Raw genomic sequence first — 25,662 nt, forward strand, 5'->3', positions numbered from 1 at the left:
ACCATGCGCATTCTCGGGATTGAGACAACCTGTGACGAAACCGCCGCCGCCGTGGTCGGCGTGAGCTTCGACGGTCGCGGGGAAATTCTCTCCAACGAGGTTTTGAGCCAAATCGCGGAGCATGCCGCCTATGGTGGCGTGGTGCCGGAAATCGCCGCCCGCGCCCATGTGGAGGTGCTGGACCGCCTGATCGCGCGGGCGCTCAAAAAAGCCGGTTGCACCATCAAGGACATCGACGGCATCGCCGCCGCCGCAGGTCCCGGCCTGATCGGCGGGGTGCTGGTGGGCCTCACCACAGCCAAGGCGATGGCGCTCGTGACCCGCAAGCCGCTGATGGCGGTGAACCACCTCGAAGCCCATGCGCTGACCGCGCGGCTGACGGATGGCGTCGGCTTCCCCTATCTGCTGCTTCTCGCCTCTGGCGGCCATACCCAGCTCGTCGCGGTGCGCGGCGTCGGCGATTATGTTCGCATCGGCACCACTATCGACGACGCCATCGGCGAAGCCTTCGACAAGGTCGCGAAGCTTCTGGGCCTGCCCTATCCCGGCGGGCCGCATGTGGAGAAGGAAGCGGCCAAGGGTAACCCCGAGCGCTTCGCCCTGCCCCGCCCCATGCAGGGTCGCGCGGAGCCGAACTTCTCGCTCTCGGGCCTCAAAACCGCCGTGCGGTTGGAGGCGGAGCGCATCGCCCCCCTGACCCAGAGCGATGTGGCCGATCTCTGCGCGAGCTTCCAGGCGGCCGTCGTCGACGTGGTGGTGGACCGCACCCGCGTCGCGCTGCGCGCCTTCCGCGACATCGCGGGCCACCCGACTGCGCTTGTGGTGGCGGGCGGCGTTTCCGCCAATGGGGCCGTGCGCTCCGGCTTGCAGCGGCTTGCGGTCGAGACGGGTCTTCGCCTGATCGCGCCGCCGCTCAATCTGTGCGGCGATAACGGCGCGATGATCGCCTGGGCCGGGCTCGAACGCCTGCGGCTCGGCCTGATCGACGATATTGCCGCCCCTGCCCGCGCCCGCTGGCCGCTTGACACCAGCCGCGACGAGGCCGGAGCCAAAGCCTGATGCGCCCGTGCCCGGACACAATCCGCATTGGCAGACGTTTCTCATCCCGAACCCATAGGCCCGTTTCATGAGCGTGATCGGCATTGCAGGAGCAGGAGCCTGGGGCTCGGCCCTGGCGAATGCCGCCGCCTTGGCCGGAAACGATGTGATTTTGTGGATGCGCGATTCCGCCCAGTGCGCAGCGCTTGCCGAGACGCGGACCAACGAGCGCTTTTTGCCCGGAATCCGGCTGCATGATCGGATCAGCCTGACCACGAATCTGTCGGATCTGGCTGGAGCCGATGCAGTGCTCCTCGTCACCCCCGCACAGACGACCCGCGAAATGGCGGCAGCACTTGCCGCCGTGCTGCCGCCCGCAACGCCATTGGTGCTCTGCGCCAAGGGGATCGAGCGCCAGACCCGCGCCTTTCTCTGCAATGTGGTGCAGGAAGTGCGCCCCGACGCGCCCGTTGCGGTGCTCTCCGGCCCGAGCTTCGCCCACGACGTCGCGCGCGGCCTGCCCACCGCTGTGACGCTCGCCTGCGAGGACGCCGCTTTGGCCGAGACCATCGCCGCTGCCCTCTCGGGCCCGACCTTTCGGGTCTATCACGCCACGGACATCCGCGGCGTCGAGATCGGCGGCGCGGCCAAGAACGTGCTCGCCATCGCCTGCGGGGCTGTCGCCGGACGTAAGCTCGGCGAGAGCGCTAAAGCCGCGCTCGTGGCGCGCGGCTTTGCCGAATTGCTGCGCTTCGCCCGCGCCTATGGCGGGCAGGCGGAAACGCTAATGGGCCTCTCGGGCCTCGGCGATCTCGTGCTGACCTGTTCCACCCCGCAATCGCGCAACTTCGCTTTCGGCATGCGTCTCGGCGAGGGCCTGTCCCCGGAGGCTGCCGCAGGCGGCAAGCTCGTGGAAGGTGCCGCCACCGCCAGCGCGCTCATGGCGCTCGCCCGCGACAAAGAGATCGACATGCCGATTGCGGAAGCAGTCGAGCAGATTTTGAGCGGCGCCTGGACGGTCGATCAGGCCGTCGATGCGTTGATGAACCGTCCCCTCAAATCCGAAACTTGAGACGACCCCCATGGCTTACTGGCTCTACAAATCCGAACCATCCGTCTGGTCCTGGGATCAGCAAGTGGCGCAGGGCGCCAAAGGCACGTTCTGGAGCGGTGTGCGCAACCACGTTGCGAAACAGAATTTGATGGCCATGAAAAAGGGCGAGAAAGGTTTTTTCTACCATTCGAACGAGGGCAAAGCGATCGTCGGCATCGTCGAAGTGATCAAGGAATACTATCCGGATCACACGGATGAGAGCGGCAAATTCGGCATGGTCGACATCAAGGCGGTGAAGCCGCTGAAGAGACCTGTCACGCTGGAGGAAATCAAGGCTGAGCCCAAGCTGAAAGACATGATTCTCGTCAACAATTCGCGCCTCTCGGTGCAGCCAGTCACCGACGCGGAATGGGCGCTCATCTGCAAGATGGGCGGTTTGTAACAAAAACAGGGGGCTCCCAAGTGCTCGCAACAACCAATCTCTGGGCGATTCTCATTGCGGCAATCGCGGCGTGGCTGTTCGGCTCAGTCTGGTACATGGCGCTCGCCAAGCCCTGGATGAGTGCACTCGGTAAGAGCAAGGCCGAATTGATGGGCCCCTCGGGCAAGCCCTCGCCGATTCCTTTCATCGTCTCCTTCCTCGCCGAAATCATCATGGCCGTGGTGCTCTCCGGCATCATCTGGCACGCCGGGCCAGTGACGGTGGCGAGCGGCCTTTCAACCGCCTTCATCGCGTGGTTCGGCTTCGTTCTGACCACCATGGCCGTCAATCACGGCTTTGGCGGAGCACGGCCGATGCTCACCGTCATCGACGCGGGCCACTGGCTCGGAGTCATGCTGATCCAGGGAGCGATCATCGGCGCGTTCGGGCGCTGATCGTTCGCGACGAAAGTCCGATCCGCCAGCGCTTGCCCGCTGCCTCGCTCTTTCCGTAAAGCTAATGCCAACTAGGTACAAAGGTCTGGGAGAAACGCCATGGCAGAGAAGATCTACGAGGTTCCCGCCGAGTGGAAGCACCGCGCTTACCTCGACGACGCCGGATACCGTGCGAAGTACGAGGCCTCGGTGAAGGACCCCAACGGCTTCTGGGCGGAAGAGGCCAAGCGTATCCATTGGTTCAAGCCTTTCACTTTGGTGAAGAACACCAATTTCGGCCCGGAGAACGTCACCATCCGCTGGTTCGAGGACGGCACCACCAACGTCGCCTATAACTGCATCGACCGGCATCTTGAGACACGCGGCGATCAGGTCGCGATCATCTGGGAAGGCGACGACCCGTCGGAATCGAAAAAGGTCACCTATCGCGAGCTGCACGCCGAAGTGTGCCGCATGGCGAACATCATGCGCAATCGCGGCGTCTCGAAGGGTGACCGCGTCACCATCTACATGCCGATGATCCCAGAAGCGGCCTATGCGATGCTCGCTTGCGCGCGGCTCGGCGCCATCCATTCCGTTGTGTTCGGCGGCTTCTCGCCGGAATCGCTGGCCGGGCGCATTGAGGATGCGCAATCCCGCTTCGTCGTCACCGCCGACGAGGGCCTGCGTGGCGGACGCAAAGTTCCGTTGAAAGACAACGTGGACGCCGCCATCGCTCGTGTCGACGGTGTCGATCATGTGCTCGTCGTGCGCCGCACCGGCGCAGCCGTGAACATGGTGCCGGGTCGCGACGTCTATTACGACGAAGCCGCCAAAATGGTCAGCGATGAATGCCCAGCCGTGGAGATGAATGCGGAAGATCCGCTGTTCATCCTCTACACCTCCGGCTCCACGGGTAAGCCGAAGGGCGTGCTACACACCACCGGCGGCTATCTCGTCTATGCCGCGATGACGCATGAATACGTCTTCGACTATCACGACGGCGACATCTACTGGTGCACCGCCGACGTGGGTTGGGTGACGGGCCATTCCTACATTCTCTACGGACCGCTCGCGAACGGCGCGACGACGCTGATGTTCGAAGGCGTGCCGACCTATCCCTCGATCTCCCGTTTTTGGGAGGTGATCGACAAGCACAACGTCAACATCTTCTACACCGCGCCGACCGCCATCCGCTCGCTGATGCAGGCGGGCGAGGAGCCGGTGAAGAAGACCTCGCGCAAGTCGCTGCGCCTCTTGGGTTCGGTCGGTGAGCCGATCAATCCGGAAGCCTGGGAATGGTACCATCGCGTGGTCGGCGACAGCCGCTGCCCCATCGTCGATACGTGGTGGCAGACGGAAACCGGCGGCATCCTGATCACGCCGCTGCCCGGTGCGACGAACCTGAAACCCGGCTCCGCGACGCGCCCCTTCTTCGGCGTTAAGCCGCAGGTGGTGGATGCTGAAGGAAACGTGCTGAACGGCGCGGCGGAAGGCAATCTCGTCATCGCCGATTCCTGGCCCGGCCAGATGCGCACGGTCTATGGCGATCATGAGCGCTTCGTGCAGACGTATTTCTCGACCTATCCGGGCAAGTACTTCACCGGCGATGGCTGCCGCCGCGACGCGGATGGCTATTACTGGATCACGGGCCGCGTCGACGACGTGCTCAACGTTTCCGGTCACCGCATGGGCACGGCGGAAGTCGAATCCGCACTTGTCGCACATCCCAAGGTGTCGGAGGCCGCCGTCGTCGGCTATCCGCACGACATCAAGGGCCAGGGCATCTACGCCTATGTCACGCTAATGGCGGGCGAAGTGCCTTCCGAGGAGTTGCGCAAGGAACTTGTGGGCTGGGTGCGCAAGGAGATCGGCCCCATCGCCTCGCCGGACCTGATCCAGTTCGCGCCGGGCCTGCCGAAAACCCGCTCCGGCAAGATCATGCGCCGTATCCTGCGCAAGATCGCCGAGGACGAGTTCTCCAATCTCGGCGACACCTCGACGCTCGCCGATCCCGGCGTCGTCGACGATCTGGTGACGAACCGCCAGAACAAGCGCACGCAGGCGGCGTAGCAGTATAACACTTTTATGCTATAAAGCCCCCATGGCGAATGTCAGAAAATTCCTCATGGGGGCCCTAGTTTTGGGCATTCTCTCCAGCGCCGAAGCTCAAACCATTTCTCCGGAGCAAGACTCTTCGGCCCACACTCGTTTTCGCTCGTTCTACAAGAGTCGCGATGTCGGTGGGCTTCCCAATCTTTTGCAAGATCTCGATCGATCTGCGGGAGGGGATTGGACGGCACACCCGCCCATTATCGGCTTCATTGCTGGAATTCTGATCGAGAATCCCAGCCGTTTCGATCTCCTGCCCAATGACGCGTCGACGGTGCTCCAGGCCGATCTCGCATTGGCCTACAGTCTTTCCGGGCAATCCGAGCGCGGGTTGGCGATTGCCCGACAGATCGGCCTTGACGAGAAGAGACAGGCCTTCATCCGCTCCGCTCCATCCCTCAAAACGCTGACGGTGCGAAACCCAACAGAGTTGGATTATCTCTGGGGCGCGGCCTTCGCCACAGGCAACCCTCTCTACATTCGCGCTATCGTGAAACGCTTCACTCAGCTGGTCGACCAACCGGAAAAAGCAAACGATATCCTCGCCATATCGGAGTTCATGCAGACAAAGAAGGGCGACATCCGCTGGCTCAAGGAGCGATATGATCGCGCGACCCTCCTCGACATGGCATTGGCCAGTGCCATTCTTGTCGCTCTTTCGAGAAATGTCGCCGAGCACGAATTCATTCGAAAGGTTGTTGCTGAAGATCTCCCGAAGGACGGCTACGCGCATCGGATCTTGACCGCTTTTTCGGGGCAAGGTTCCTGAAGGTAGAGAGCATTCTCCTTCATCGAGCTCTCTGCATCGGGATCGTCAGGCGGAGAAACGCGTTTCTCCGCCTGAGATTTTCAGCATCCGACCGCTCTTGAGCCAGCGCCATGCCGGCCTTAGGATGGCTGCCTCCAAAGGAGATTCCCATGTCATTGAAACGGCTGTTCACCGAGCACCCCGAATCCGTCGGCGAATCTTATGTCGAGCATATGTTCGTCGCCTTGAGTTTCGCCGGTCCGCTCCTGGCGGCCGGTTTCGCAGCGCTGATCCACGCCTTCCTGCCGTTCCTCTGTGTCACGACGGCGAGTGCGACCGTGAAGCGCCTCTATGCGCGCATGACGAACCGCACGCCGCGTCCGGTTGCGCAAGCCGACCGCATGATGGCCTGGGATCCGGTGATCTAAAAACATCCGGCCGACACACTCACGAGGATGGGAACGGGAATCCGCGTTTTACGCGGGATTCTAACTCTTTCGGTCTAGGAACCTTACGCCTTCATTTCGCGTCTCTCCCGCGCGTAGCTCGTGCAGGAGGATTGAAACATGGCGAAGGTCGCCTACGCGATCCTGATCGGCTTCGGCTGTCTCTCTTCCGCAGGCGCCATGGCGCGCGAAGTCGTTCCCTCTCCCGTCGGTGCGATGCCCGGCACCATCGTGATCAAGACCGCCGAACGAAAACTCTATCTCGTGCGCGGTGACGGAACCGCCTTCCGCTACAAAGTCGCTGTCGGTCGTCTCGGCAAGCAATGGTTCGGCGAAGCGCGCGTCGACGGAAAGTTCGTCCGCCCCGCCTGGTCGCCGCCCGATGAGGTGAGGCGCGATAACCCGCGATTGCCGAGCGTGATTCCGGGTGGCTCGCCGGGCAATCCGATGGGCGCGCGCGCCATCACTCTCGACCGCGGTCAATATGCGATCCACGGCACGAACCGCCCGAGTTCCATCGGTACCTTCGCGTCCTACGGCTGCATTCGCATGTTCAACGAGGACATCGTGGACCTGTATGAACAGGTCGGCGTCGGCACGCGGGTGGTGGTGGAGCGGTAGGGGCCTCTTACAAGCCGGTCTGCGTTGGGCTACAGGTAGGGCAATGAAACCTCGTTGCCCAGAAACACCCGATCGCTGGTTACCTCAGCCTGCGCCCGGCGCGCCGGACCGGCTCATTCTCATCGACGGCGTTTGTGTGCTCTGCTCGTCCTGGGCGCGTTTCGTAGTGGAGCGGGACGACGGCTTCGGCTTCCGTTTTCTGCGCACGCAATCTCCGCAAGGGCGTGCGCTGGCCGAGAGCTTCGGCATCGACCCGGATGAGCCGCAGACCAACGTCGCCATCATCGACAGCATGGCCTATTTCAAGTCCGATGCGGCTCTGATGATCGCACGCAACCTCCGCGGCCTGTCATGGACGCGCATCCTTCACGTTGTCCCAAGGGGTTTGCGCAACCTGTTTTACCATAGAATCGCCCGCAATCGCTATGCCTGGTTCGGGCGCGATGAGGCCTGCCTGCGGCCGACGCCTGAAATGCGGGCGCGATGCCTCGACGATGCCGGCGTGACGAACGCATCATGAAGCGGCGCATTCTTGTCGTCGGCGGTGCGGGCGCCTTCGGCCGGAGGCTCGTCGAAAGCCTTCTCGCCACAACGGATGCCGTGGTGCTCATCGGCGGGCGCAATCCTGAGCGTCATGCGAACCTGATTCAGGATTTCAAGAATCGCTACGGCCATGGGCGGACCGAGACGCTCATCATCGACCGCAATGCAGCCCTCGAAGTGCTCGGCGCAGCAAAGCCCTTCTGCGTGATTGATGCCGCCGGGCCATTTCAAGGTGAAGAGCCTCATCTTGGGCGCGCAGCGATTGCGACAGGCTGCCATTATGTGGACCTGGCTGATGCCCGCGATTTCGTGGCCGGCTTCACGGGTCTCGATGAGGCGGCGCGCGAGGCGAATGTCCTGGCCGTGACAGGCGCGAGCTCGACGCCGGCCCTTTCCGGCGCAGCGCTGGCGGCGCTGACGGATGGCTGGTGGCAGGTCGATGAGATCGCTCTCGCCATCTCGCCCGGCAACCGTGCGCCGCGCGGCCTGTCGGTGATCGCCGCGATCCTGGCCTATGCGGGACAACCCATCCACCTCCGGCTCGATGGCCGTTGGACCACGCGCCGCGGCTGGGGCGCGCTGGTGAGGCGCGACATGCCGGGCCCCGGGCCGCGCTGGTTGTCCTTGTGCGAAACGCCGGATCTCGACCTTCTGCCCGTTCGCTATCCTTCGGCCCGCACGGTCATCTTTCGTGCCGGATTGGAGCTTTCCATCCTGCATCTCGGGCTCTGGCTGCTCACGCTGCCGGTGCGCCTGAAGATCATCCGCTCTCTTCGTCCTTATGCGTTCCTCCTTCAGACCGTCGCATCCTGGTTCGAACCTTTCGGCACGGATCGCGGCGGCATGAGTGTAGAAGCCTCAGGCCGAGATCGGGATGGCCGCCCCATTCAGGCCGTCTGGTCGCTGGTCGCGGAGGCCGGCGACGGCCCCAACATTCCGGTCCTGCCGGCGCTCGCGCTCATCCGCGGCCAGCTCGATGGCCACATCGCGGCAAGCGGCGCAAGGATCGCGAGCGATCTCCTCTCCCTCGATGCCATTGAACGCGAATTCGCCCGCTTTCGTATCACGGTGCGCCGCGCCTTGAGTTGGCCTGAAGGCGACAGCGTGTTCGCGAAAGCCATCGGCCCCGACATCGCGCGCCTTCCGCCTTCTGTGCGAAAAATTCACACAAGCGCTCTCGTCCGTCTCACGGGCCGCGCCACCATCGAGAGCGCCCCGCATTGGATGGCGAGAATCATCGCGCGGCTTTTTCGGTTTCCCGCAGGCACGCCGGATGAAACAGCGGACGTTCTGCTCAAGCGACACGACAACAAGGAAATCTGGACCCGCCGCTTCGGGCGCTCGGCGTTTCACAGCACGCTCAAGCCCGGTCCCGCGCCCCGGCGTGTCTATGAGCGCTTCGGCCCGTTCGATTTCGAGCTGGAGGTGACGCCTGACGAATCCGGCTTCACGCTGGCCGTCGTCGGATGGCGCATCGGCCCCCTGCGCCTGCCTCAATGTCTCGCACCGCGAACGCCTTCGAAGGCTTTCGTCGACGAGGAGGGCCGCTATAGCTTCGACGTGACGATCACGCTGCCCTTCCTCGGGCGGCTGGTGCGCTATCGCGGCTGGTTGCTGCCGGTCGACGAATAAAGATCCGCCCGCGTCGACGGCAGTCCTGCCGGGCCGCGGGTGCGCTTGGAGGCGAGGGTCTGGTTGACGCCCACCGCTGCGCGCTCGAAGGCGAGCGAGCAGCCCGCGAGATAGATGAGCCACATGCGCGTCTTCTCGGGGCCGACGAGCGCCTCCGCCTCGGCGCGGCGGGCGTTGAGGTTTTCCCACCACAGCCGCGTCGTGTGCTGATAGTGCTCGCGCCAAGCCTCGACGTCGTGCACCTCGAAGCCGTGGCGTTCGAGATTGGCGACCGACATGCCGAGATGATCGAGTTCCCCGCCGGGGAAGATGTAGCGCGTGAGCGCCTTGTATTCCGGCTTGAGCTTCTGGAACGCCTTGTCGGAGCGCTTGGCGCGGCGTGCGATGGTGTGATGCAGATAAAGTCCGCGCGGGCGCAGCAGACGGTTCACTGAGCTGAAATATTCGGCGTGGTTGCGCAGGCCCACCTGTTCGAACATGCCGATGGAGGAGATCTTGTCGAACTCGCCTTCCATCTGCGTGTAGTCCTTCAGCACGACCTTCACGCGTTCCTGCAGGCCGAGGCGGGCGATCTTTTCGCGGGCGATCTTGGCCTGCTCTTCGGCCAGCGTCACGCCCGTCGCCTTCACGCCATAGTGCTGCGCCGCATGGCAGATGAGCGCGCCCCAGCCGCAGCCGATGTCGAGAAAGCGCTCGCCGGGCTGCAGGCGCAGCTTGCGGCAGATCATATCGAGCTTGTCGAACTGCGCCTTGGCGATGTCGTTGTGCCAATCGGGCGTGAAATAGGCGCAGGTATAGACCATCTCCGGGTCGAGGAAGAGCTGATAGAACTCGTTCGACACGTCGTAATGATAGGCGACGTTGCGCTTGTTGGTCTCAGGCTTTCCGTCGCGCGCATCGGGGTTGTCCTTCACCCCGTCGAGCGGGCGCGGCATATTCGCGGGCGCTTTCAGGAATTGGAAAGCCGTCTTGAGCGCCTTCAGCTTGCTTACGCCGCGCAGCTGACGAGCGACCTTGCCGCGCGGGCGCTGCGCCGCGAGATCGAAGATCGTGCCGTTCTTCAAATCGAGCAGGCCCGCCACGTGGGCGTTGATGACGGTGTCGAGGGTCGGGCGACGCAAGAGAGACGCGATCACGCTCTCGCGGGCAATCACGAGGCGCATGGCGTGGGGCGCAAGATCCACTGGGACCGTGGAGCCGTCCCACAACTCGAAGCCGAAAGAGAGGTCGAGCGCCCGCCGAGCCTCGGCCAGGAGATCGCGAAACATCTCCAGCCGCTCTTTTGCCCCCGTCATATCCTTACCCCCTTTGGTCGGCGACACCGTAACGGGACCCTCGCCAGGGAACAACGCCCCCGGCAGGGGCAACGGGCGCGTTACCCCCTGAAAAAGATGAGACGGTTTTCAGAAGTCGCTCGCGAGGCCTTTGACTTCCCAATCCTCGTAGCGCACCGGCTCCAACCCGCCGCGTCCGAGATGTTCCTTCTGCTTGGCCAGCTCCGCCGCGCGGGCGTCGATCTCGCGGCGGCGCTCGGCCGCCTCTGCAAGCGCCCGCCGGGCGGCGGGGGAGAGGTCCTTGCCGGGGGCCGCCCCTGCGATTTCATGCGGAAGGCTTGTCTTGGTCGTCTCGTTCGTGCTCATGAGGCGTCTTATGCCAGCTCTTTGGGGCCGTTGCGAGGCCTTGGGACAGGGCGAAACCCTCCCCACATCACCGCAGAGAGGCCTTAAAACGAGGTGGAGACCCCGATGAACAAAAACGAGGTGGAGACCCCGATGAACACCGTCAAGACCGGAATGCTGCTGGCGGCGCTGACCGCCCTCTTCGGCGTTGTCGGGTACCTGCTCGGCGGCACTGCGGGCATGCTCATCGCGCTCGGGCTTGCGGTGGCGACCAACGCCTTCGCCTATTGGAACTCCGACCGCCTCGCGCTCGCTGCCCATCACGCGGTCGAGGTGGACGAGCGCGCCGCGCCTGAGCTTTTCGCCATGGTCCGCGCCCTGTCGCAGCGGGCGGGCCTGCCGATGCCAAAAGTCTATCTCATCGACAATCCGCAGCCCAATGCCTTCGCCACCGGGCGCAACCCGGAAAACGCGGCGGTGGCCGCGACGACGGGCATTCTGCAAGCCCTCTCCCGCGAAGAGCTGGCGGGCGTGATGGCGCACGAACTGGCGCATATCAAGAATCGCGACACGCTGACCATGACGATCAGCGCGACGATTGCGGGCGCGATTTCCTCGCTTGCGCAATTCGGCCTGTTTTTCGGGCGCGGCAACCGAGGCGGCGCAATGACGGGACTTCTCGCCGCGATCATCGCGCCTCTCGCCGCCATGATTCTTCAGATGGCGATCAGCCGCTCGCGCGAGTATGAAGCCGACCGGATCGGCGCGGAAATTTCCGGCCAGCCGCTGGCGCTCGCCTCCGCCCTTGCCAAGATCGCGGGCGGTGTGGCCCATATCCCCAACCCCGACGCGGAAAGCCACCCGGCGACCGCGCCGCTCTTCATCATCAATCCCCTCTCGGGCCAAGGTATGGACAATTTGTTTTCGACCCATCCGGCGACGGAAAATCGCATCGCCGCTCTGCAGGCGCTGGCGCAGCAGATGGGCGCGACCGCCGCGCCCGGCGCGTTCTCGCGCCAGGCTTCCACGAGCCCGTGGAACACCTCCACCCGCCGCGGACCCTGGGGTTAAGACGTGGATCAATCTCAAGAACAGGCGGGCCTCGGCCCGCGCCGTCTCGCCTGGAACGCCGTCACCGAGACGCTGAAGCGCCGCGTGCCGCTCGACGACGTTCTCGATGAGTTAGGACCAGCGGAAAACCTTTCGTCGCGCGATGAAGCCTTGGCCCGCGCCATCGCCATCGTCACCTTCCGCCGCCTCGGCACCATCGGGCAGGCTTTGCGCGACCGGCTCGACAAGGCCGCGCGGGATGAGCGGCTGTTGCACCTTCTCGCCATCGGCGCGGCGCAGATTCTTTATCTCGACGTGCCCGACCATGCCGCCGTCGACACCGCCGTGCAGCTGGCGCAGTCCGAGCATCGACTGAAGCATGCAGGCGGACTCATCAATGCCGTCCTGCGCCGCGTGGCGCGCGAGCGGGAGGCGATTCTAGGCAAGCAGGATGCCTGGCTCGACACGCCGACCTGGCTCGAAGAGGGCTGGGTGTCTCATTACGGCGAGGAGCTGGCTGCAAAAATCGCCGCGGCTCATCGCGCCATGCCTTCAGTCGATCTGACCGTGAAGGGCGACGCGGCTGCTTGGGCCGAGCGCCTCGGCGGCATTCTGCTGCCGACCGGCAGCGTGCGCCTCACCGAACGCACCGCGATCCGCGACCTGCCCGGCTATGACGAAGGCGCGTGGTGGGTGCAGGACACCGCCGCTGCCATCCCCGCCCGTCTTCTGCGCCCGCAACCCGGCGAGCGCATCGCCGATCTCTGCGCCGCGCCGGGCGGCAAGACGGCGCAGCTTGCCGCCGCCGGCGCCGATGTGCTCGCGGTCGACCGCTCGGCCAAGCGCCTGAAGCGGCTCGAGGAGAATCTGGCGCGCCTCAACCTGACGGTCGCGACCCGCGCCATCGACGCAGAAAAGCTCGACGAAAAGCCTTTCGACGCCATCCTGCTCGATGCCCCCTGCTCCGCCACCGGCACCATCCGCCGCCATCCCGACGTCGCCTGGACGAAGGACGGGGATGACCTGCGCAAGCTCGCGGCCCTCCAGTCGCGTCTGCTCGACAAGGCGGCAAGCCTGCTGAAACCCGGCGGACGACTGGTCTATTGCACCTGTTCCCTCGAAGCCGAGGAAGGTGAAATCCAAGCGGAGGCTTTCCTCAACCGCCATCCCGAAATGAAGCGCGAGCCGATCACGCCGGACGAGATCGGCGGCATGACTGAGTGCCTGACGCCCGCCGGCGACCTGCGCACCCTGCCCTGCCACCTGGATCTGCCCGACCACGACCGCAGCGGCCTCGACGGGTTCTTCGCGGCGCGGTTCATCCACAGCGAGTCTTGAGAGTCGGGCCCGCCGATTACCAGTTGTTAACCGATTGGCGAGAACTCCTAATCTAAGCTGCCGTTGGACTAGGCATGACAAGAGGAGCGCGACGCTTGGATTGGGGGCCGGATCGCTGGCGGCTATACCGTCTCGCCTTAAGCGAGAGCGGTCGCGCTTTGCGTGGCGGCGTCGCCTGGGGCCTGTCCAAGGTTTTCCTCGGCACCACGGTTCCGACGCGGCTGCTCTTCGCGCCGCAGGATCTGCGCACCGCCGACCCGACCATTGCCACCGACATCTATTCCGGCTTCTTCTCTTTCGCGGGCCGCGCGATCACGACCAGCGGGCGCTCGCCTTTCGGTTTCGCGCCGCCGAGCCGCGCCTGGGCGGAAACGCTTTATGGCTTCGGCTGGCTGCGCCACCTGCGCGCCGCTGGCACGGCGCTCGCCCAAGCCAATGCCCGTTCGCTCGTCGACGAATTCGTGACCTCGAAACTCGGCGACCGCAGCGTCGCCTCCAACACGCAAGTGCTGGCGCGGCGGCTGATGTCCTTCATCAGCCAGTCACCGTTGATTCTCGAAGGTGCGGACCACGCGTTTTACCAGCGCTTCCTGCGCATCATCGGCCAGAGCGTCCGCGACCTCGAACGCCATGTCCGCGCGGGTGCCCTTCCCTACGACCAGCTCATCGCCGCCATCGCGCTTTGCTATGCGGGCTTGTGCTGCGAGGGGCTAGAAAAGACTTTGAGACGGTCGAGCCGCCTTCTGGTGCGCGAACTCGAACGTCAGATTTTGGCCGATGGCGGCCATGCCAGCCGCAACCCGCGTGCGGTCGTTGATCTCCTGTTCGACCTTCTGCCCCTGCGCCAGATGTTCGCGAGCCGCGAGGTCGATACGCCGGAAGAGCTGCTGCACGCCATCGACCGCATGTTGCCGATGGTGCGCCTGTTCCGCCATGGCGACGGCACGCTCTCGCACTTCAACGGCATGGGCGTGACAGCAGCGGACCATCTGGCGACGCTTTTGACCTATGACGACATGCGCAGCCAGCCGATCCAGCACGCGCCCTATTCCGGCTATGAGCGGCTGGAGGCGGGGCGCTCGCTCGTCATCGCGGATGTCGGCGGCGTGCCGCCGACCCTGCTCTCGGCGGAAGCGGGCGCGGGCTGCCTGTCCTTCGAGTTTTCCAGCGGCCCGCAGCGGATCGTCGTCAATTGCGGCACGCCGCGCATCGCCACCGACACGATTTTGCAGGCCGCGCGCTCGACGGTGGCGCATTCCACTGCCTCCTGCGACGACATCTCCTCCTGCCAGATGGTCACGGTCAAAGGCATGGCGCTCGACCGCGCGGTGGCGCGCTGGCTCCTGAAGCGGATCGGCCCCGTCGTCATCAGCGGTCCGGAGCAGGTCAGCACTGAGCGCGGCGAGCGCGAACACGCCCCGACCCTTCATGCCAGCCATGACGGCTATCGCGCCCGCTTCGGCCTCATCCATGAGCGGCGCTGGCTGCTGGCGCCCAAGGGCGAGGCGTTGCTGGGCGAGGACGTCTTCCGCAGCGACGGCGGCGAGGCGAAGCCCGGCGAAGTCATCATCCGCTTCCACCTCGCGCCGGGGGTGAAGGCCAGCCGCGCGCAGGGGGGACGGGTGGTCATGCTGCTCCTGCCGAACCGCGAGGCGTGGCAGTTCTCCGTTGCGCCGGGCGAGGCTTTCGTCGAGGACAGCGTTTTCCTTGCTGCCTCCGACGGCATGCGCCGCACAGAACAGATCGTCCTGGCCATCCGCCCGCTGGAGACGCCCTCCATCCGCTGGCGCTTCGAGCGCCTGGCACGTCCCTACAATGCCGAGGCGCAGCAGGGCGCGGCGACGCCTGAATTGATCTGAGCGCGGACCTGTCAATCCGTTGAGGCACGCAAGGTAGCCCTAAGGGCATCGGAATGGATCAGATGTGGGATTTCATCAAACAATTCAGCAAACCCAATCCCTCTGAAGACCAGGCTCACGAACGCTCATGGTATGGGATCACTGCCTCTGTCGTGATCTTGGCATTATGGATGCATCGCTTGGGCCTGTTCTCTGACGTTGTCCCGGCCGCGATGTGCATAGCCTTGGCAATCGTGTTCTGGAGAGGCGAGCGTGGAATCCACCCCTACAGCGGACGACAACGCGTCGTGAACAAAGGACATTTTCTGCTGGCGACGATCGTCTTCCTAGGGATCGCGGTCGCGCTTCTGAACTCGACGCCTGCCTGGTGGTATCCGACGCCCAGTCCCTATTGGATTGTCATCCCCTACGCCGCGTTCGTGCTACTCTCGGCATTGCGGGGCTGGCGCATTGACTGGTGGCGGAGCGAGTAGGGTCAGGTTGGCCGGTTCCGGCGCTTCTGTCGCCTACCCGGTTCCCCTGCCGCCGCCATCGTGCTATCGCGCCGGCAATCTAAAAATCCCTGATGGAGCCGCCCCATGCCGAGCGACCTGAAGCGTGTTTCCCGCGCCCTTCTTTCCGTGTCCGACAAGACGGGTCTCGTGGACTTCGCCCGGGCGCTTGCGGCGCGCGGCATCGAGCTGGTTTCGACCGGCGGCACCCACAAAGCGCTGAGCGAGGCGGGCCTGAAGGTGAAGGATGTGAGCGACCTCACCGGCTTTCCGGAAATGATGGATGGCCGGGTCAAGACGCTTCACCCGGCGGTCCATGGCGGCCTTCTCGGCATCCGCGGGAACCCTGAGCATCAAGCGGCCATGCTCGCCCACGGTATCGTGCCCATCGACCTTCTGGTGGTGAACCTCTACCCCTTCGAGGCCACTATTGCCGCCAACAAACCTTACGACGACTGCATCGAGAACATCGATATCGGCGGCCCCGCGATGATCCGCGCCGCTGCCAAGAACCACAACGACGTGGCCGTGGTGGTGGATGGCGGCGATTATGCCGCCGTTCTCGACGAACTCGCCAAGCATGACGGAGCGGTGAGCCTGGAGCTTCGCCGCAAGCTGGCGCAGAAGGCTTATGCGCGCACGGCGGCTTACGACGCCGCGATCTCCAACTGGTTCGCTGCCGAGCTCGGCGAGGACACGCCCGCCTATCGCGCGCTCGGGGGCTCGATTGCCGAAGTGCTGCGCTATGGCGAAAATCCGCACCAATCGGCCGCGTTCTATCGCACGCCCGAGCAGCGCCCCGGTGTCGCCACCGCGCGGCAGGTGCAGGGCAAGCAGCTCTCCTACAACAACATCAACGACACCGATGCGGCCTATGAGGCGGTGGCAGAGTTCCTGCCCGAACGCTCCGCCGCCATCGTCATCGTCAAGCACGCGAACCCCTGCGGCGTCGCGGAAGGAACGACGCTTCGCGAGGCTTATGAAAAGGCTTTGCGCTGCGATCCAGTCTCGGCCTTCGGCGGCATCGTCGCCATGAACCGTCCGCTCGACGCGGAGGCCGCGAAGGCGATCACCGAAATCTTCACCGAAGTCATCATCGCGCCCGATGCGAGCGAAGAAGCCATCGCCATCATTGCCGCGAAGAAAAACCTGCGCCTCCTGCTCGCGGGCGGCCTGCCCAATCCGCGTCAGGAGGGCTTGACGCTGCGCACCGTCGCGGGCGGCTTCCTGGCACAATCGCGCGACAATGCGGTGGTCGACGCCATGGACCTGAAGGTCGTCACCAAGCGCGCGCCGTCCGACCGCGAGCTGCAGGATCTTCGCTTCGCCTTCCGCGTCGCCAAGCACGTGAAGTCGAACGCCATCGTCTATGCGAAGGACCTCGCCACCGTCGGCGTCGGCGCCGGCCAGATGAGCCGCGTCGATTCCTCCCGCATCGCCGCCTGGAAAGCCGCCGAAGCAGCGAAGGCCGCAGGCCTGCCGGAGAGCCTCGCCAAGGGCTCCGTCGTCGCCTCCGACGCCTTCTTCCCGTTCGCCGACGGCCTTCTCGCGGCAGCGGAAGCTGGCGCCACCGCGGTGATCCAGCCGGGCGGCTCGATGCGCGACGAGGAAGTGATCAAGGCCGCGGATGACGCAGGCCTCGCCATGGTGTTCACGGGGCACCGGCACTTTCGGCACTAGCACTCAGGCGCGAACATCCAAACCCTTGTCATGGCCGGGCTTGTCCCGGCCATCTCGATTCATGAGAGACGCTTCGTATCGGGATCACCGGGACAAGCCCGGGATGACAGCGGTGAAGGTCACACCCGCTTCACACCCCGGATCAACCATCCGCCGACACTGAAGAACACGATCAGCACGGCGGGCCCCGCGGCTTGCGTGCCGAAAACCCATGTCGCCGTCGCCACGGCAAGCGGGGCGAGGAAAGACGTGACCTTGCCGGATAGCGCCAGCAACCCGAAATAACGCCCCGCTTCCCGCGCGGGGACGAGACGCGCGAGCATGCTGCGCGAGGAGGCTTGCAACGGCCCCGCGACCGCGCCGATGACGAGGCCGAGCGCCAGAAACGCCTTTTCCGGCAGGCTGCCATAAAGCCCACCCGTGGACGGGTCGGTCGCGACGACGAAGAGAATGTGATCGCGCCCGAGCGACAACACGCCGAAGCAGACGAGGGACAGAACGACGATGGCGCCCTGGATCACCGGCTTTGCGCCGAAGGCGTCGTCGAGACGTCCGCCGATCAATGCGCCGATGGTGCCGGTGATGGTGAGCAGAATGCCGAAGACGCCGAGTTCCGTCGCCTCCCAGCCGAACACGCCCGCGCCATAGATGCCGCCAAAGGCGAAGAGCGCGACGAGTGCATCCTGATAGACCATGTTGGCGAGGAGGAAGCGGCCCACGCTCTCATGGCGGCGCGCATCGGCGATAGTGCTTTTGACCTGCACGAGGCCCTTCCGCGCCGCATCGCGCAAATTCACGCCCGTGCGCACGATGTCCGGTGTGAAGGCGAAGAGCGGAATGACGAAGAGCAGGAACCACACAGCCGAGAACGGCCCGGTGATGCGGTCGCCTTCACGCAAAGCCGGATCAAGCCCGAAGAGCGGCGTAAGGCCAAAAAACGTCCTCCCCGTCGTGCCGTCGGCGGCGAGGAAGCCGAGCACGATCACCAGCGAGACCAGCCCGCCGCAATAACCGATGGCCCAACCCGTGCCGGAGAGCCGCCCGAACCGCTCCGGCGGCACGAGATGCGGGATCATGGCGTTGTTGAACACCGCCGCGACCTCGACCGCGACCGTGCCAATGGCAAAGCCGACAAGCGCGATGGGAATGGCGTAAGCTCCGCCCGGCGCGGCGTACCAGAGCGCGAAGGAACTCAAGACGAGAACGAGGCCGCAGCTCGCGATCCAGGGCTTCTTCGGGCCAGTTGCGTCGGCGATGGAGCCGAGCACAGGCGAGAGGAAAGCCAGCACCAGCCCCGCCGCTGCGGTCGCATAGCCCCAAAGGCTCTGCCCGGCGACCGGATCGGGCGCAAGCGTCGCGGCGAAATAGGGCGCGAAGACGAAGGTCGTGACCAACGTGAAGAAGGGCTGGCAGGCCCAGTCGAACAGGAGCCAGCCGAGAATCGCGCGGCGGGGAACGGCTTTCATCGGCGCGAGGGTGTCATCCCCGCCCCGCGACGACAAGGGCCGTTCCATGTTCATGCCCGCGCGAGATCGCCCAGGAGGCTCGCCGCCACGGTGACCTTCGACAGTGTCAGACCCGACGACACGATGCTGTCGACCGCGCTTCGGATGCGCACGACATCCGCGCCGCGCTTCTCGCTCCACGCGTTCACTGCTTCCGTTCCCGCGATGTTGAGCGCGGAGACTTCTGCCGTGAGATTGCGATGAGCGGAGGCGATGCCATCGATAGCGCGGTCGAGCGCGAGACGGTCGAAGTAATCGCTGACACTGATCTCCCGCGCCGCGCAGATGAGCGAGCCGAGACGGAAGGCCGTCTCCAGCGCAAAGTGCGTGCGCGCGATGTCGAGCACCGGCTTTCCGGTCTTCTGTGCGGTGAGCACGATGTCGGGCGCGGCGACGAGATCGGGCAATGCCGTGATACGACGCGCCAGAGCCTCGGGCACGCCCTCGTCGACGAGCGCCTTGATCCGCGCATCCCACGCCGCACGTTCCTCGTGCGAGAGGGACTTTTCGAGATTGCGCTCCACTTCCGCAATGCCGGCCTGATAGGCGCCGACGATAGCGTCGAGCGGCGTGTTGGCGAAATCGACATTGCGGATGAACCACACGATGCGGTTCATGAGCAGTTCCTGCAAATCGCCATAGAGACGAAGCTGGAGCTGTCCCGGCACCTTGCCGTCGAGTTCATCGATGGCTTGATTGAGATCGGCAAGGCCGAAGGCATCGCGGGTCGCCGCATAGGCCGCCGCGATGGTGGGCGCATCCGCGCCGGTCTGATCGACCAGTCGCGCCACCATGGTCGCGCCGCCACGATTGATGATCGCATTGGCGAGCTGCGTTGCAATGATCTCGCGGCGCAGGCGATGGCTTGCAATGGCATCGGGGAAGCGCTCGCGCATCTCGGCGGGGAAATAACGCTCCAGCTCCTTGCTGAGATACGGATCGTCCGGCACCGCGCTCTCGAGCAGTTCGTCGTGCAGCGAGAGCTTGGCATAAGCCAGCAGCACCGCGAGTTCCGGCCGTGTCAGGGCCTCGCCACGGCGGGCGCGCTCGGTGAGCGTCGCGTCGTCCGGCAGGTATTCGACCTTGCGGTTGAGACGGCCTTGGCCTTCGAGCATGTGCATCAGACGACGCGCGAAGCCGAGATCGCCCACGCCGCGCCGCTCGGAAAGCGAGAGCGCCAGCGTCTGCAGGTAGTTGTTGCGTAAGACGAGCTTGCCGACCTCGTCGGTCATGTCGACGAGAAGCGCATTGCGCGCCTCTTCAGTGAGGCGGCCGTCGCGCTCCGGCACGGTCAGCGCGATCTTGATATTCACTTCGACGTCCGAGGTGTTCACGCCCGCCGAATTGTCGATGGCGTCGGTGTTGAGGCGAACGCCGGCGCGCGCGGCTTCGATGCGCCCGCGCTGCGTCATGCCGAGATTGGCGCCCTCGCCGATCACCTTGGCGCGCACGTCCGTCCCGGCGATGCGGATAGCATCGTTGGCGCGGTCGCCCACCTGCTCGTCAGTCTCAGTGGAGGCGCGGATATAGGTGCCGATGCCGCCGAACCAGAGCAGGCCGACTTGCGCCTTCAGGATCGCGGTCATCACCTCGGCGGGGGTCGCCTCCGCCGCGTCGAGGCCGAGAAGCGTGCGTACCTCTTCCGACAGCGCGATGGACTTTGCGCTGCGCGAGAAGACACCGCCACCCTTCGAGATCAGCGCCTTGTCATAATCCTGCCAGCTCGAACGCGGCAGCTTGAACAGGCGTTCGCGCTCTACGTAGGACGTTTCGGCGTTCGGATTCGGATCGAGGAAGATATCGCGGTGGTCGAAGGCTACGACGACTTTGATGGCGCGCGACAGAAGCATGCCGTTGCCGAACACGTCGCCCGACATGTCGCCCACGCCCGCCACCGTCACCGGCTCCGACTGGATATCGATGTCGATTTCGCGGAAATGACGCTTCACCGCTTCCCACGCGCCGCGTGCCGTGATGCCCATGCCCTTGTGGTCATAGCCCTGGCTGCCGCCCGAGGCGAAGGCATCGCCGAGCCAATGGCCCTTTTCGGCGGAGAGCTTGTTCGCAGTATCGGAGAAGGTCGCGGTGCCCTTGTCGGCGGCGACCACGAGGTAAGGATCGTCCCCGTCATGGCGCACCGTATCCGGCGGCGGCACCAAGGCGTCGTCGACGATGTTGTCGGTGAGTTGCAACAGGGTGCGCACGAAGATGCGATAGCTCTCGGTGCCTTCCGCGAGCCAAGCCTGCCGGTCGCTTGCCGGAGGCAGCTGCTTCGGCACGAAGCCGCCCTTCGCGCCCACCGGCACGATGACCGCGTTCTTGACCTGCTGCGCCTTGACGAGGCCGAGCACTTCCGTGCGGAAATCCTGCGGCCGGTCGGACCAGCGCAAGCCGCCGCGTGCCACCTTGCCGTAGCGCAGATGCACACCCTCGACGCGCGGCGAATAGACGAAGATCTCGAAGAGCGGCTTCGGCAGCGGGAGCCCTTCGACCTTCGCGCATTCGAACTTGAAGGCGATGGTCTGGCGCGGCAGGCCGTTGGCTTCGAGCTGGAAGAAGTTGGTGCGGATCGCCGCCTCAATGAGGTTGATGAAGCGGCGAAGAATCCGGTCGTCGTCGAGGCTGGTGACGGCCTTCAGGCGCTCCTCGATATCGGCACGGATTGCGGCTTGGCTCGCGGTCCGCTTCGCGTCCTGCTCGGTGCGGGGATCGAAGCGGGCATAGAACAGCTCGACGATGCGGATCGCAATCGCGCTGTGGCGCGCGAGCGTGTCGGCGAGATAGTCCTGCGCGTAGGCAACCGGCACCTGGCGCAGATAACGCCCGAACGCGCGCACCATGGCGACGTCGCGCCAACCGAGCCCGGCTTCGAGCACGAGGCGGTTGAACGCATCCGATTCCGCAAGGCCCCGGAACAGGGCAAGCAACGCGGCCTCAATCAGATGTTGGATCGCATCGATGTCGATGGGCCCGCCGGTGGCGCGCTCCAGCGTCATGTCATGCAGCCAGACGCGGCTCGCTTCAGGCGTGTCGGACAAGGCGACGCGATAGGTTCGCTCGTTCACCACCCGGAAGCCGAGGTTTTCCAGAAGCGGAACGCGCTCCGAGAGCGGCAGGGCGCTGCCGCGCGAAAACACCTTCAGGTGCACGCGCGCCTCGTCATTGCCCTCGCGGCGGTAGAGATCGACCGCGCGCGGACGGCTGTCGGACAATTGTTCGAGAATGCCGACATCGACGATGGCCTGCTCGGCCCCAAATGCCTCACGATAGGCGGCGCTGAAGGCATCCGCATAGCGTGCGGCGAGCGCGCGGGCGCGCTGGCCGCCGACGGTGGCGTCGAGCTGATCGCGCAGCGCGTCGGCCCAGGTGCGCACGATGCCGGAAATGCCTTTTTCAAGCGTGTCGCGGCTGACCTGCGGGGTCTTGCCCTCGTCGCGGCCGATGATGAAATGCGTGCGAGAAAGCGGCCCTTCCGGATAGGTGGGATAGGACGCGGACACCCGGCCTTCATAGGTGCTGGCCAGGAACTCGCCGATGCGGCGGCGAATGTTGGTGTCGTAACGATCCTTCGGCACGAAGACGAGAACCGAGACGAAACGGTCGAACTCATCGACGCGCGCGAGCGCCCGCACCCGCGGACGCTCAGAGAGATTCATGACGTCGATGGCAAAATGATAAAGCGTTTCTTCGTCGATCTGGAACAGTTCGTCGCGCGGATAGCTTTCAAGCACGTTGCGAAGCGCGCGGCCCGCATAGCTTGCCGGGTCGAACCCGGCGCGCGCGATGACCTTCGCCACCTTGTGGCGCAGATACGGCACTTCGCCGGTCGTGTTGGTGTAGGCGCTCGCCGTGAACAGGCCGACGATGCGCAGCTCACCCTGCAGGCGGCCGTCGTCGTCAAAAAGCTTCACGCCGATATAGTCGAGATGCGCGCGGCGATGCACGCGGGATTTGACATTCGCCTTGGTGATGATGAGCGCCTTCGGGCGCGCCAGGAAATCGCGGATTTCCTGGGTGATCGCCACAAGCTCGCGGCCGCGGCGCAAAATGCGCACGGACGGATCGCGCAACAGGCCGAGGCCCGAGCCCTCCACCGGATCGGCGGCGGTGTCGCCGGCCGGGAAACGATATTCGCGCAACCCTAAGAAGGTGAAATTGTCCTCAGCGATCCAGTCGAGAAACGCGACCGCTTCCTTGATTTCGTCCTCGGGCAGCGGCGGGGAATGCAGGCGGTAGTTCTGCACCAATTCGGTGACGCGCGCCCGCATGCCGGGCCAGTCATGCACGGCCAGCGACACGTCCTGATGCACGCGCCGCATCGCCTCGATCAGGCGCTTGCGCGCGTCCTGGTCGTCGATGCGCGGCAGATGGATGTGAATGAAGCTTTCGCGCTTCACGCCGACCCGCGCGGAGGCCGTGGCCTCACCGACCAAGCGGACCAGCGCGCCGCTGGAATCGCGTTCGACCGCGAGAATCGGATGCGCCACGAGCAGCGGCTCGTATCCTTCGTCGACAATTTCCGCGAGCGTCGAATCGAGCAGGAACGGCATGTTGTCGTTGACGATTTCGAGAACCGTCACGTCGTGATGGCGACCGCCACGCTCGACTTCGAGATCCACGAGGCGGAGATCCGTGCCGCCGCCGCTGCGCGGCGCCTTCAGGTGCTCGAACGCACTGGCGGCAAGCTCTGCAAGGGCCTGGGGAGAGTAGGAGGCAAGATCCTCGGGCGGAACGCGTCCGAAAAGGTCCTGCACGAAGGTCGAAGGAATGGCCTTGTGCCCGGCTTCCAGCACGGCGACGGCTTCCGCCGTCAGTTCGCCTCCGCTGGTCGGCGTTTCCAGCTTCATGCGCACATCCTCGCTTATGATCGTTGCGGGGACCGTTCGCACAGACCCGCGACGGAAGCAACCACAGCGTTCGATTCTGCACATTGAAGCGGCAGGGCGCTGCGGTGCACAAACGTTTTATGCTGCCCGAGCACGCTCCGACGACAGATTCATGTCGCCCCATACTTTGAGCGCCATGACCACCGGTTCAAGGGAGCGGCCTCTCTCCGACAGACGATATTCGACGCGCGGCGGAACTTCCGGATAGACCTTCCGGATGAGAAGCCCGTCGGCCTCCAGCTCGCGCAGCTGGTTGGTCAGCATGCGCTGCGTGACCGCCGGGATGAGCCGGCGGATCTCGTTGAAACGCAGCGTGCCGCCGACGAGCAGCTTGTAGAGGATGATAACCTTCCACTTGCCGTCGATGAGGCTGAGCGTGGCCTCGACCGAGCAGCTGGACTGGGGCGGCTTCGCGTTTTTGCGCGGCATGACGGTATCCTTTTCGACACTATGTGCGTTTAAAGTGCGTTCTTGCAACAAAAAACCGTATCCGCAATCTGGTCTCCACCAGCAACAAGGAGACAGGCCATGCGCGCCGTCGGCTACAAGACTTCGCTGCCCATCGACAAAGAGGCATCCCTCATCGATCTCGACCTGCCGCGCCCCGAGCCGACGGGGCGGGACCTGCTGGTCGAGATCAAGGCAATCTCCGTGAATCCGGTGGATACGAAGGTCCGCCTGCGGGCGCAGCCGGAAGGGGATGCCGCCCGCATTCTCGGCTTCGACGCAGCGGGCATCGTCAGCGCCGTTGGACCGGAGGCCTCGCTCTTCAAGCCGGGCGATTCGGTGTTTTACGCGGGCACCATCAACCGGCCCGGCACCAATGCGGAATATCACCTCGTGGATGAACGCATCGTCGGCATGAAGCCGAAATCCCTGGACTTCCCGGCTGCTGCCGCCCTGCCCCTCACCAGCCTGACCGCTTATGAGACGCTGTTCGACCGCTTGGAGATCAAGCGTCCGGTGGTGGGCGCGGCAAAGGCCATCCTCATCGTCGGCGCGGCGGGCGGCGTCGGCTCCATGGCGATCCAGCTCGTGCGCCGGCTAACGGACCTGACGGTCATCGCCACTGCCTCGCGCCCCGACACCAAGGAATGGGTGAAGACGCTCGGCGCGCACCATGTCATCGATCATTCCCAGCCCATTGCACCACAGGTGAATGCGCTTGGCCTCGGCGCGCCCGGTTTCGTGTTTTCGATCACGCAAACGCCGACGCATTTTGCGGAGATTGCAGCGCTCATCGCGCCTCAGGGCCGCTTCGCGCTCATCGACGATCCCGGCGTCCTCGACGTCGCGCTCCTCAAGGGCAAGAGCGTCTCGCTGCACTGGGAATCCATGTTCACGCGCTCGATCTTCCAGACCGCCGACATGCAGCGCCAGCACGACATTCTCAACGAGGTGTCGAGCCTTGTGGATGCAGGCACGACCCGCACGACGATGGCCGAATCCTTCGGCGCGATCAACGCCGAGAATCTCAGGCGCGCGCACGCCTTCATCGAAAGCGGCAAGGCGCGCGGCAAGATCGTGCTGACGGGGTTTTGACAATGACCTCCAACATTGCTCTCATCCAAAATGAATCGGTATTACAATCAATGAGAAGCCCCTATCGTGCCTCTTTATACGTACATTGCCACCTTCAAAGGCAGCAGCTACGTCGCTCAAGATCGACGTAGCAATTTCACTGGGTTTGCTAAGAGTTGGAGCGCGGACCTTCCTCCCCACGCCCTGCCCGAATTAACGCCCAGCCTTAGAAACGAATTAGGTCGGAAGACACATTCCAGCCCTTTCGCTGAGGTGCCCAATCGAAAACACGTTTGGCGCAAATCCCTGGACATCGGAGGCAGTGAATTCGTGGTTTACGCAATCCAAACCGAAGCGTGAGGCTCTCGGGGACGTCCCTGCGCAAAAGAAGACCGCCTTTTGAGGGGCGGTCTGAACCTCGACTTAAAATTGGCCCGACCCATCGCAATGACCCGGAGGGCTGGGGGGCTGACGTGTCCGAATCAAGCGGCGAGCCGGGCCGTCGAGGCAACGTAAATGTTATCGTCATGTAGTGGGGCCACCACGCGGCACGATTACGGCAACAATAAGATTCGCCCAACGAGGCTGTGAATAGCGCTGGCGCATTGGGGTTGAATGAACCGCGCGACAGGCCCATCATGACAGACAGATGACAAGCTTCATC

21 protein-coding genes are annotated in these 25,662 nt (G+C 64.4%); 16 read left to right on the forward strand and 5 right to left on the reverse strand.

Annotated features, from left to right (window positions below):
- The first annotated feature begins 3 nt into the window (after positions 1 to 3).
- From tsaD to HB375_RS01730, 10 genes are all read left to right on the forward strand, one after another.
- Complete coding sequence (gene tsaD, locus HB375_RS01685; RefSeq protein WP_167671717.1) at positions 4 to 1,059, forward strand: tRNA (adenosine(37)-N6)-threonylcarbamoyltransferase complex transferase subunit TsaD; 1,056 nt, start codon at positions 4 to 6, stop codon at positions 1,057 to 1,059.
- Between the two features lie 67 nt (positions 1,060 to 1,126).
- The gene (locus HB375_RS01690; protein ID WP_167671217.1) at positions 1,127 to 2,110 is read left to right on the forward strand and encodes an NAD(P)H-dependent glycerol-3-phosphate dehydrogenase; all 984 of its coding nucleotides are present in this window, start codon (positions 1,127 to 1,129) and stop codon (positions 2,108 to 2,110) included.
- Positions 2,111 to 2,120: 10 nt separating this feature from the next.
- On the forward strand, positions 2,121 to 2,534 hold the full coding sequence (locus tag HB375_RS01695; protein ID WP_167671218.1) for an EVE domain-containing protein: 414 nt from the start codon (positions 2,121 to 2,123) through the stop codon (positions 2,532 to 2,534).
- A gap of 20 nt (positions 2,535 to 2,554) precedes the next feature.
- The gene (locus HB375_RS01700; protein ID WP_343232335.1) at positions 2,555 to 2,968 is read left to right on the forward strand and encodes a DUF1761 domain-containing protein; all 414 of its coding nucleotides are present in this window, start codon (positions 2,555 to 2,557) and stop codon (positions 2,966 to 2,968) included.
- A 99-nt stretch (positions 2,969 to 3,067) separates the two neighbouring features.
- Positions 3,068 to 5,020: an acetate--CoA ligase gene (gene acs, locus HB375_RS01705; RefSeq protein ID WP_167671220.1), complete on the forward strand. Its 1,953-nt coding sequence runs from the start codon at positions 3,068 to 3,070 to the stop codon at positions 5,018 to 5,020.
- Positions 5,021 to 5,090: 70 nt separating this feature from the next.
- On the forward strand, positions 5,091 to 5,828 hold the full coding sequence (locus tag HB375_RS01710) for a hypothetical protein (protein ID WP_167671221.1): 738 nt from the start codon (positions 5,091 to 5,093) through the stop codon (positions 5,826 to 5,828).
- Between the two features lie 149 nt (positions 5,829 to 5,977).
- A complete protein-coding gene (locus tag HB375_RS01715; protein WP_167671222.1) occupies positions 5,978 to 6,235 on the forward strand; it encodes a DUF6356 family protein in 258 nt (85 codons plus the stop codon).
- Between the two features lie 138 nt (positions 6,236 to 6,373).
- Complete coding sequence (locus HB375_RS01720; protein WP_167671223.1) at positions 6,374 to 6,874, forward strand: L,D-transpeptidase; 501 nt, start codon at positions 6,374 to 6,376, stop codon at positions 6,872 to 6,874.
- A gap of 43 nt (positions 6,875 to 6,917) precedes the next feature.
- Positions 6,918 to 7,394 carry a thiol-disulfide oxidoreductase DCC family protein gene (locus HB375_RS01725; protein WP_167671224.1) on the forward strand — a complete coding sequence of 159 codons (477 nt, stop codon included), beginning with the start codon at positions 6,918 to 6,920 and terminating at the stop codon, positions 7,392 to 7,394.
- Entirely contained in the window at positions 7,391 to 9,049 is a 1,659-nt protein-coding gene (locus HB375_RS01730; protein WP_167671225.1) for a saccharopine dehydrogenase family protein, read from the forward strand. The genes HB375_RS01725 and HB375_RS01730 overlap by 4 nt, the downstream gene beginning before the upstream one ends.
- On the opposite strand, the gene HB375_RS01735 is transcribed toward HB375_RS01730, so the two are convergent.
- Together HB375_RS01735 and HB375_RS01740 are read right to left on the reverse strand one after the other, a co-directional pair.
- Positions 9,016 to 10,344, reverse strand: a complete 1,329-nt coding sequence (locus HB375_RS01735) for a class I SAM-dependent methyltransferase (RefSeq protein WP_167671226.1) — start codon at positions 10,342 to 10,344, stop codon at positions 9,016 to 9,018. The two genes, HB375_RS01730 and HB375_RS01735, sit on opposite strands and share 34 nt — an antisense overlap.
- A 108-nt stretch (positions 10,345 to 10,452) precedes the next feature.
- Complete coding sequence (locus tag HB375_RS01740) at positions 10,453 to 10,689, reverse strand: DUF1674 domain-containing protein (RefSeq protein ID WP_167671227.1); 237 nt, start codon at positions 10,687 to 10,689, stop codon at positions 10,453 to 10,455.
- 132 nt (positions 10,690 to 10,821) lie between these two features.
- Here HB375_RS01740 and htpX point away from each other — a divergent pair, with 132 nt between their 5' ends.
- The 5 genes from htpX to purH all read left to right on the forward strand — a co-directional run bounded on the left by htpX (position 10,822) and on the right by purH (position 17,086).
- Positions 10,822 to 11,739 carry a zinc metalloprotease HtpX gene (htpX, locus tag HB375_RS01745; RefSeq protein ID WP_167671718.1) on the forward strand — a complete coding sequence of 306 codons (918 nt, stop codon included), beginning with the start codon at positions 10,822 to 10,824 and terminating at the stop codon, positions 11,737 to 11,739.
- Positions 11,740 to 11,742: 3 nt separating this feature from the next.
- Positions 11,743 to 13,056: a 16S rRNA (cytosine(967)-C(5))-methyltransferase RsmB gene (rsmB, locus tag HB375_RS01750; RefSeq protein ID WP_167671228.1), complete on the forward strand. Its 1,314-nt coding sequence runs from the start codon at positions 11,743 to 11,745 to the stop codon at positions 13,054 to 13,056.
- A 95-nt stretch (positions 13,057 to 13,151) separates the two neighbouring features.
- Positions 13,152 to 14,915 carry a heparinase II/III family protein gene (locus HB375_RS01755; RefSeq protein ID WP_167671229.1) on the forward strand — a complete coding sequence of 588 codons (1,764 nt, stop codon included), beginning with the start codon at positions 13,152 to 13,154 and terminating at the stop codon, positions 14,913 to 14,915.
- A gap of 53 nt (positions 14,916 to 14,968) precedes the next feature.
- Positions 14,969 to 15,388, forward strand: coding sequence for a hypothetical protein (locus HB375_RS01760; protein WP_167671230.1), 420 nt, complete (start codon positions 14,969 to 14,971; stop codon positions 15,386 to 15,388).
- A gap of 105 nt (positions 15,389 to 15,493) precedes the next feature.
- On the forward strand, positions 15,494 to 17,086 hold the full coding sequence (gene purH, locus HB375_RS01765) for a bifunctional phosphoribosylaminoimidazolecarboxamide formyltransferase/IMP cyclohydrolase (RefSeq protein WP_167671231.1): 1,593 nt from the start codon (positions 15,494 to 15,496) through the stop codon (positions 17,084 to 17,086).
- A 119-nt stretch (positions 17,087 to 17,205) separates the two neighbouring features.
- On the opposite strand, the gene HB375_RS01770 is transcribed toward purH, so the two are convergent.
- From HB375_RS01770 to HB375_RS01780, 3 genes are all read right to left on the reverse strand, one after another.
- Entirely contained in the window at positions 17,206 to 18,600 is a 1,395-nt protein-coding gene (locus HB375_RS01770) for an MFS transporter (protein WP_167671232.1), read from the reverse strand.
- A gap of 2 nt (positions 18,601 to 18,602) precedes the next feature.
- Entirely contained in the window at positions 18,603 to 23,438 is a 4,836-nt protein-coding gene (locus HB375_RS01775) for an NAD-glutamate dehydrogenase (RefSeq protein ID WP_167671233.1), read from the reverse strand.
- Between the two features lie 117 nt (positions 23,439 to 23,555).
- Positions 23,556 to 23,906: a winged helix-turn-helix transcriptional regulator gene (locus tag HB375_RS01780; protein ID WP_167671234.1), complete on the reverse strand. Its 351-nt coding sequence runs from the start codon at positions 23,904 to 23,906 to the stop codon at positions 23,556 to 23,558.
- Between the two features lie 99 nt (positions 23,907 to 24,005).
- On the opposite strand from HB375_RS01780, the gene HB375_RS01785 reads away from it, so the two are divergent.
- Entirely contained in the window at positions 24,006 to 25,019 is a 1,014-nt protein-coding gene (locus HB375_RS01785) for a zinc-binding alcohol dehydrogenase family protein (protein ID WP_167671235.1), read from the forward strand.
- Positions 25,020 to 25,662 lie beyond the last annotated feature (643 nt).

Origin of the sequence: Microvirga terricola (assembly GCF_011777495.1) — a bacterium.
Classification (GTDB): domain Bacteria; phylum Pseudomonadota; class Alphaproteobacteria; order Rhizobiales; family Beijerinckiaceae; genus Microvirga; species Microvirga terricola.

What these genes read in the sequence shown, in the direction of transcription:
- tsaD (WP_167671717.1), top strand. Translation starts at nt 4, where the DNA reads ATGCGCATTCTCGGGATTGAGACAACCTGTGACGAAACCGCCGCCGCC.
- HB375_RS01690 (WP_167671217.1), top strand. Translation starts at nt 1,127, where the DNA reads ATGAGCGTGATCGGCATTGCAGGAGCAGGAGCCTGGGGCTCGGCCCTG.
- HB375_RS01695 (WP_167671218.1), top strand. Translation starts at nt 2,121, where the DNA reads ATGGCTTACTGGCTCTACAAATCCGAACCATCCGTCTGGTCCTGGGAT.
- acs (WP_167671220.1), top strand. Translation starts at nt 3,068, where the DNA reads ATGGCAGAGAAGATCTACGAGGTTCCCGCCGAGTGGAAGCACCGCGCT.
- HB375_RS01715 (WP_167671222.1), top strand. Translation starts at nt 5,978, where the DNA reads ATGTCATTGAAACGGCTGTTCACCGAGCACCCCGAATCCGTCGGCGAA.
- HB375_RS01720 (WP_167671223.1), top strand. Translation starts at nt 6,374, where the DNA reads ATGGCGAAGGTCGCCTACGCGATCCTGATCGGCTTCGGCTGTCTCTCT.
- HB375_RS01725 (WP_167671224.1), top strand. Translation starts at nt 6,918, where the DNA reads ATGAAACCTCGTTGCCCAGAAACACCCGATCGCTGGTTACCTCAGCCT.
- HB375_RS01730 (WP_167671225.1), top strand. Translation starts at nt 7,391, where the DNA reads ATGAAGCGGCGCATTCTTGTCGTCGGCGGTGCGGGCGCCTTCGGCCGG.
- HB375_RS01735 (WP_167671226.1), bottom strand. Translation starts at nt 10,344, where the DNA reads ATGACGGGGGCAAAAGAGCGGCTGGAGATGTTTCGCGATCTCCTGGCC.
- HB375_RS01740 (WP_167671227.1), bottom strand. Translation starts at nt 10,689, where the DNA reads ATGAGCACGAACGAGACGACCAAGACAAGCCTTCCGCATGAAATCGCA.
- htpX (WP_167671718.1), top strand. Translation starts at nt 10,822, where the DNA reads ATGAACACCGTCAAGACCGGAATGCTGCTGGCGGCGCTGACCGCCCTC.
- HB375_RS01760 (WP_167671230.1), top strand. Translation starts at nt 14,969, where the DNA reads ATGGATCAGATGTGGGATTTCATCAAACAATTCAGCAAACCCAATCCC.
- purH (WP_167671231.1), top strand. Translation starts at nt 15,494, where the DNA reads ATGCCGAGCGACCTGAAGCGTGTTTCCCGCGCCCTTCTTTCCGTGTCC.
- HB375_RS01770 (WP_167671232.1), bottom strand. Translation starts at nt 18,600, where the DNA reads ATGGAACGGCCCTTGTCGTCGCGGGGCGGGGATGACACCCTCGCGCCG.
- HB375_RS01775 (WP_167671233.1), bottom strand. Translation starts at nt 23,438, where the DNA reads ATGAAGCTGGAAACGCCGACCAGCGGAGGCGAACTGACGGCGGAAGCC.
- HB375_RS01780 (WP_167671234.1), bottom strand. Translation starts at nt 23,906, where the DNA reads ATGCCGCGCAAAAACGCGAAGCCGCCCCAGTCCAGCTGCTCGGTCGAG.
- HB375_RS01785 (WP_167671235.1), top strand. Translation starts at nt 24,006, where the DNA reads ATGCGCGCCGTCGGCTACAAGACTTCGCTGCCCATCGACAAAGAGGCA.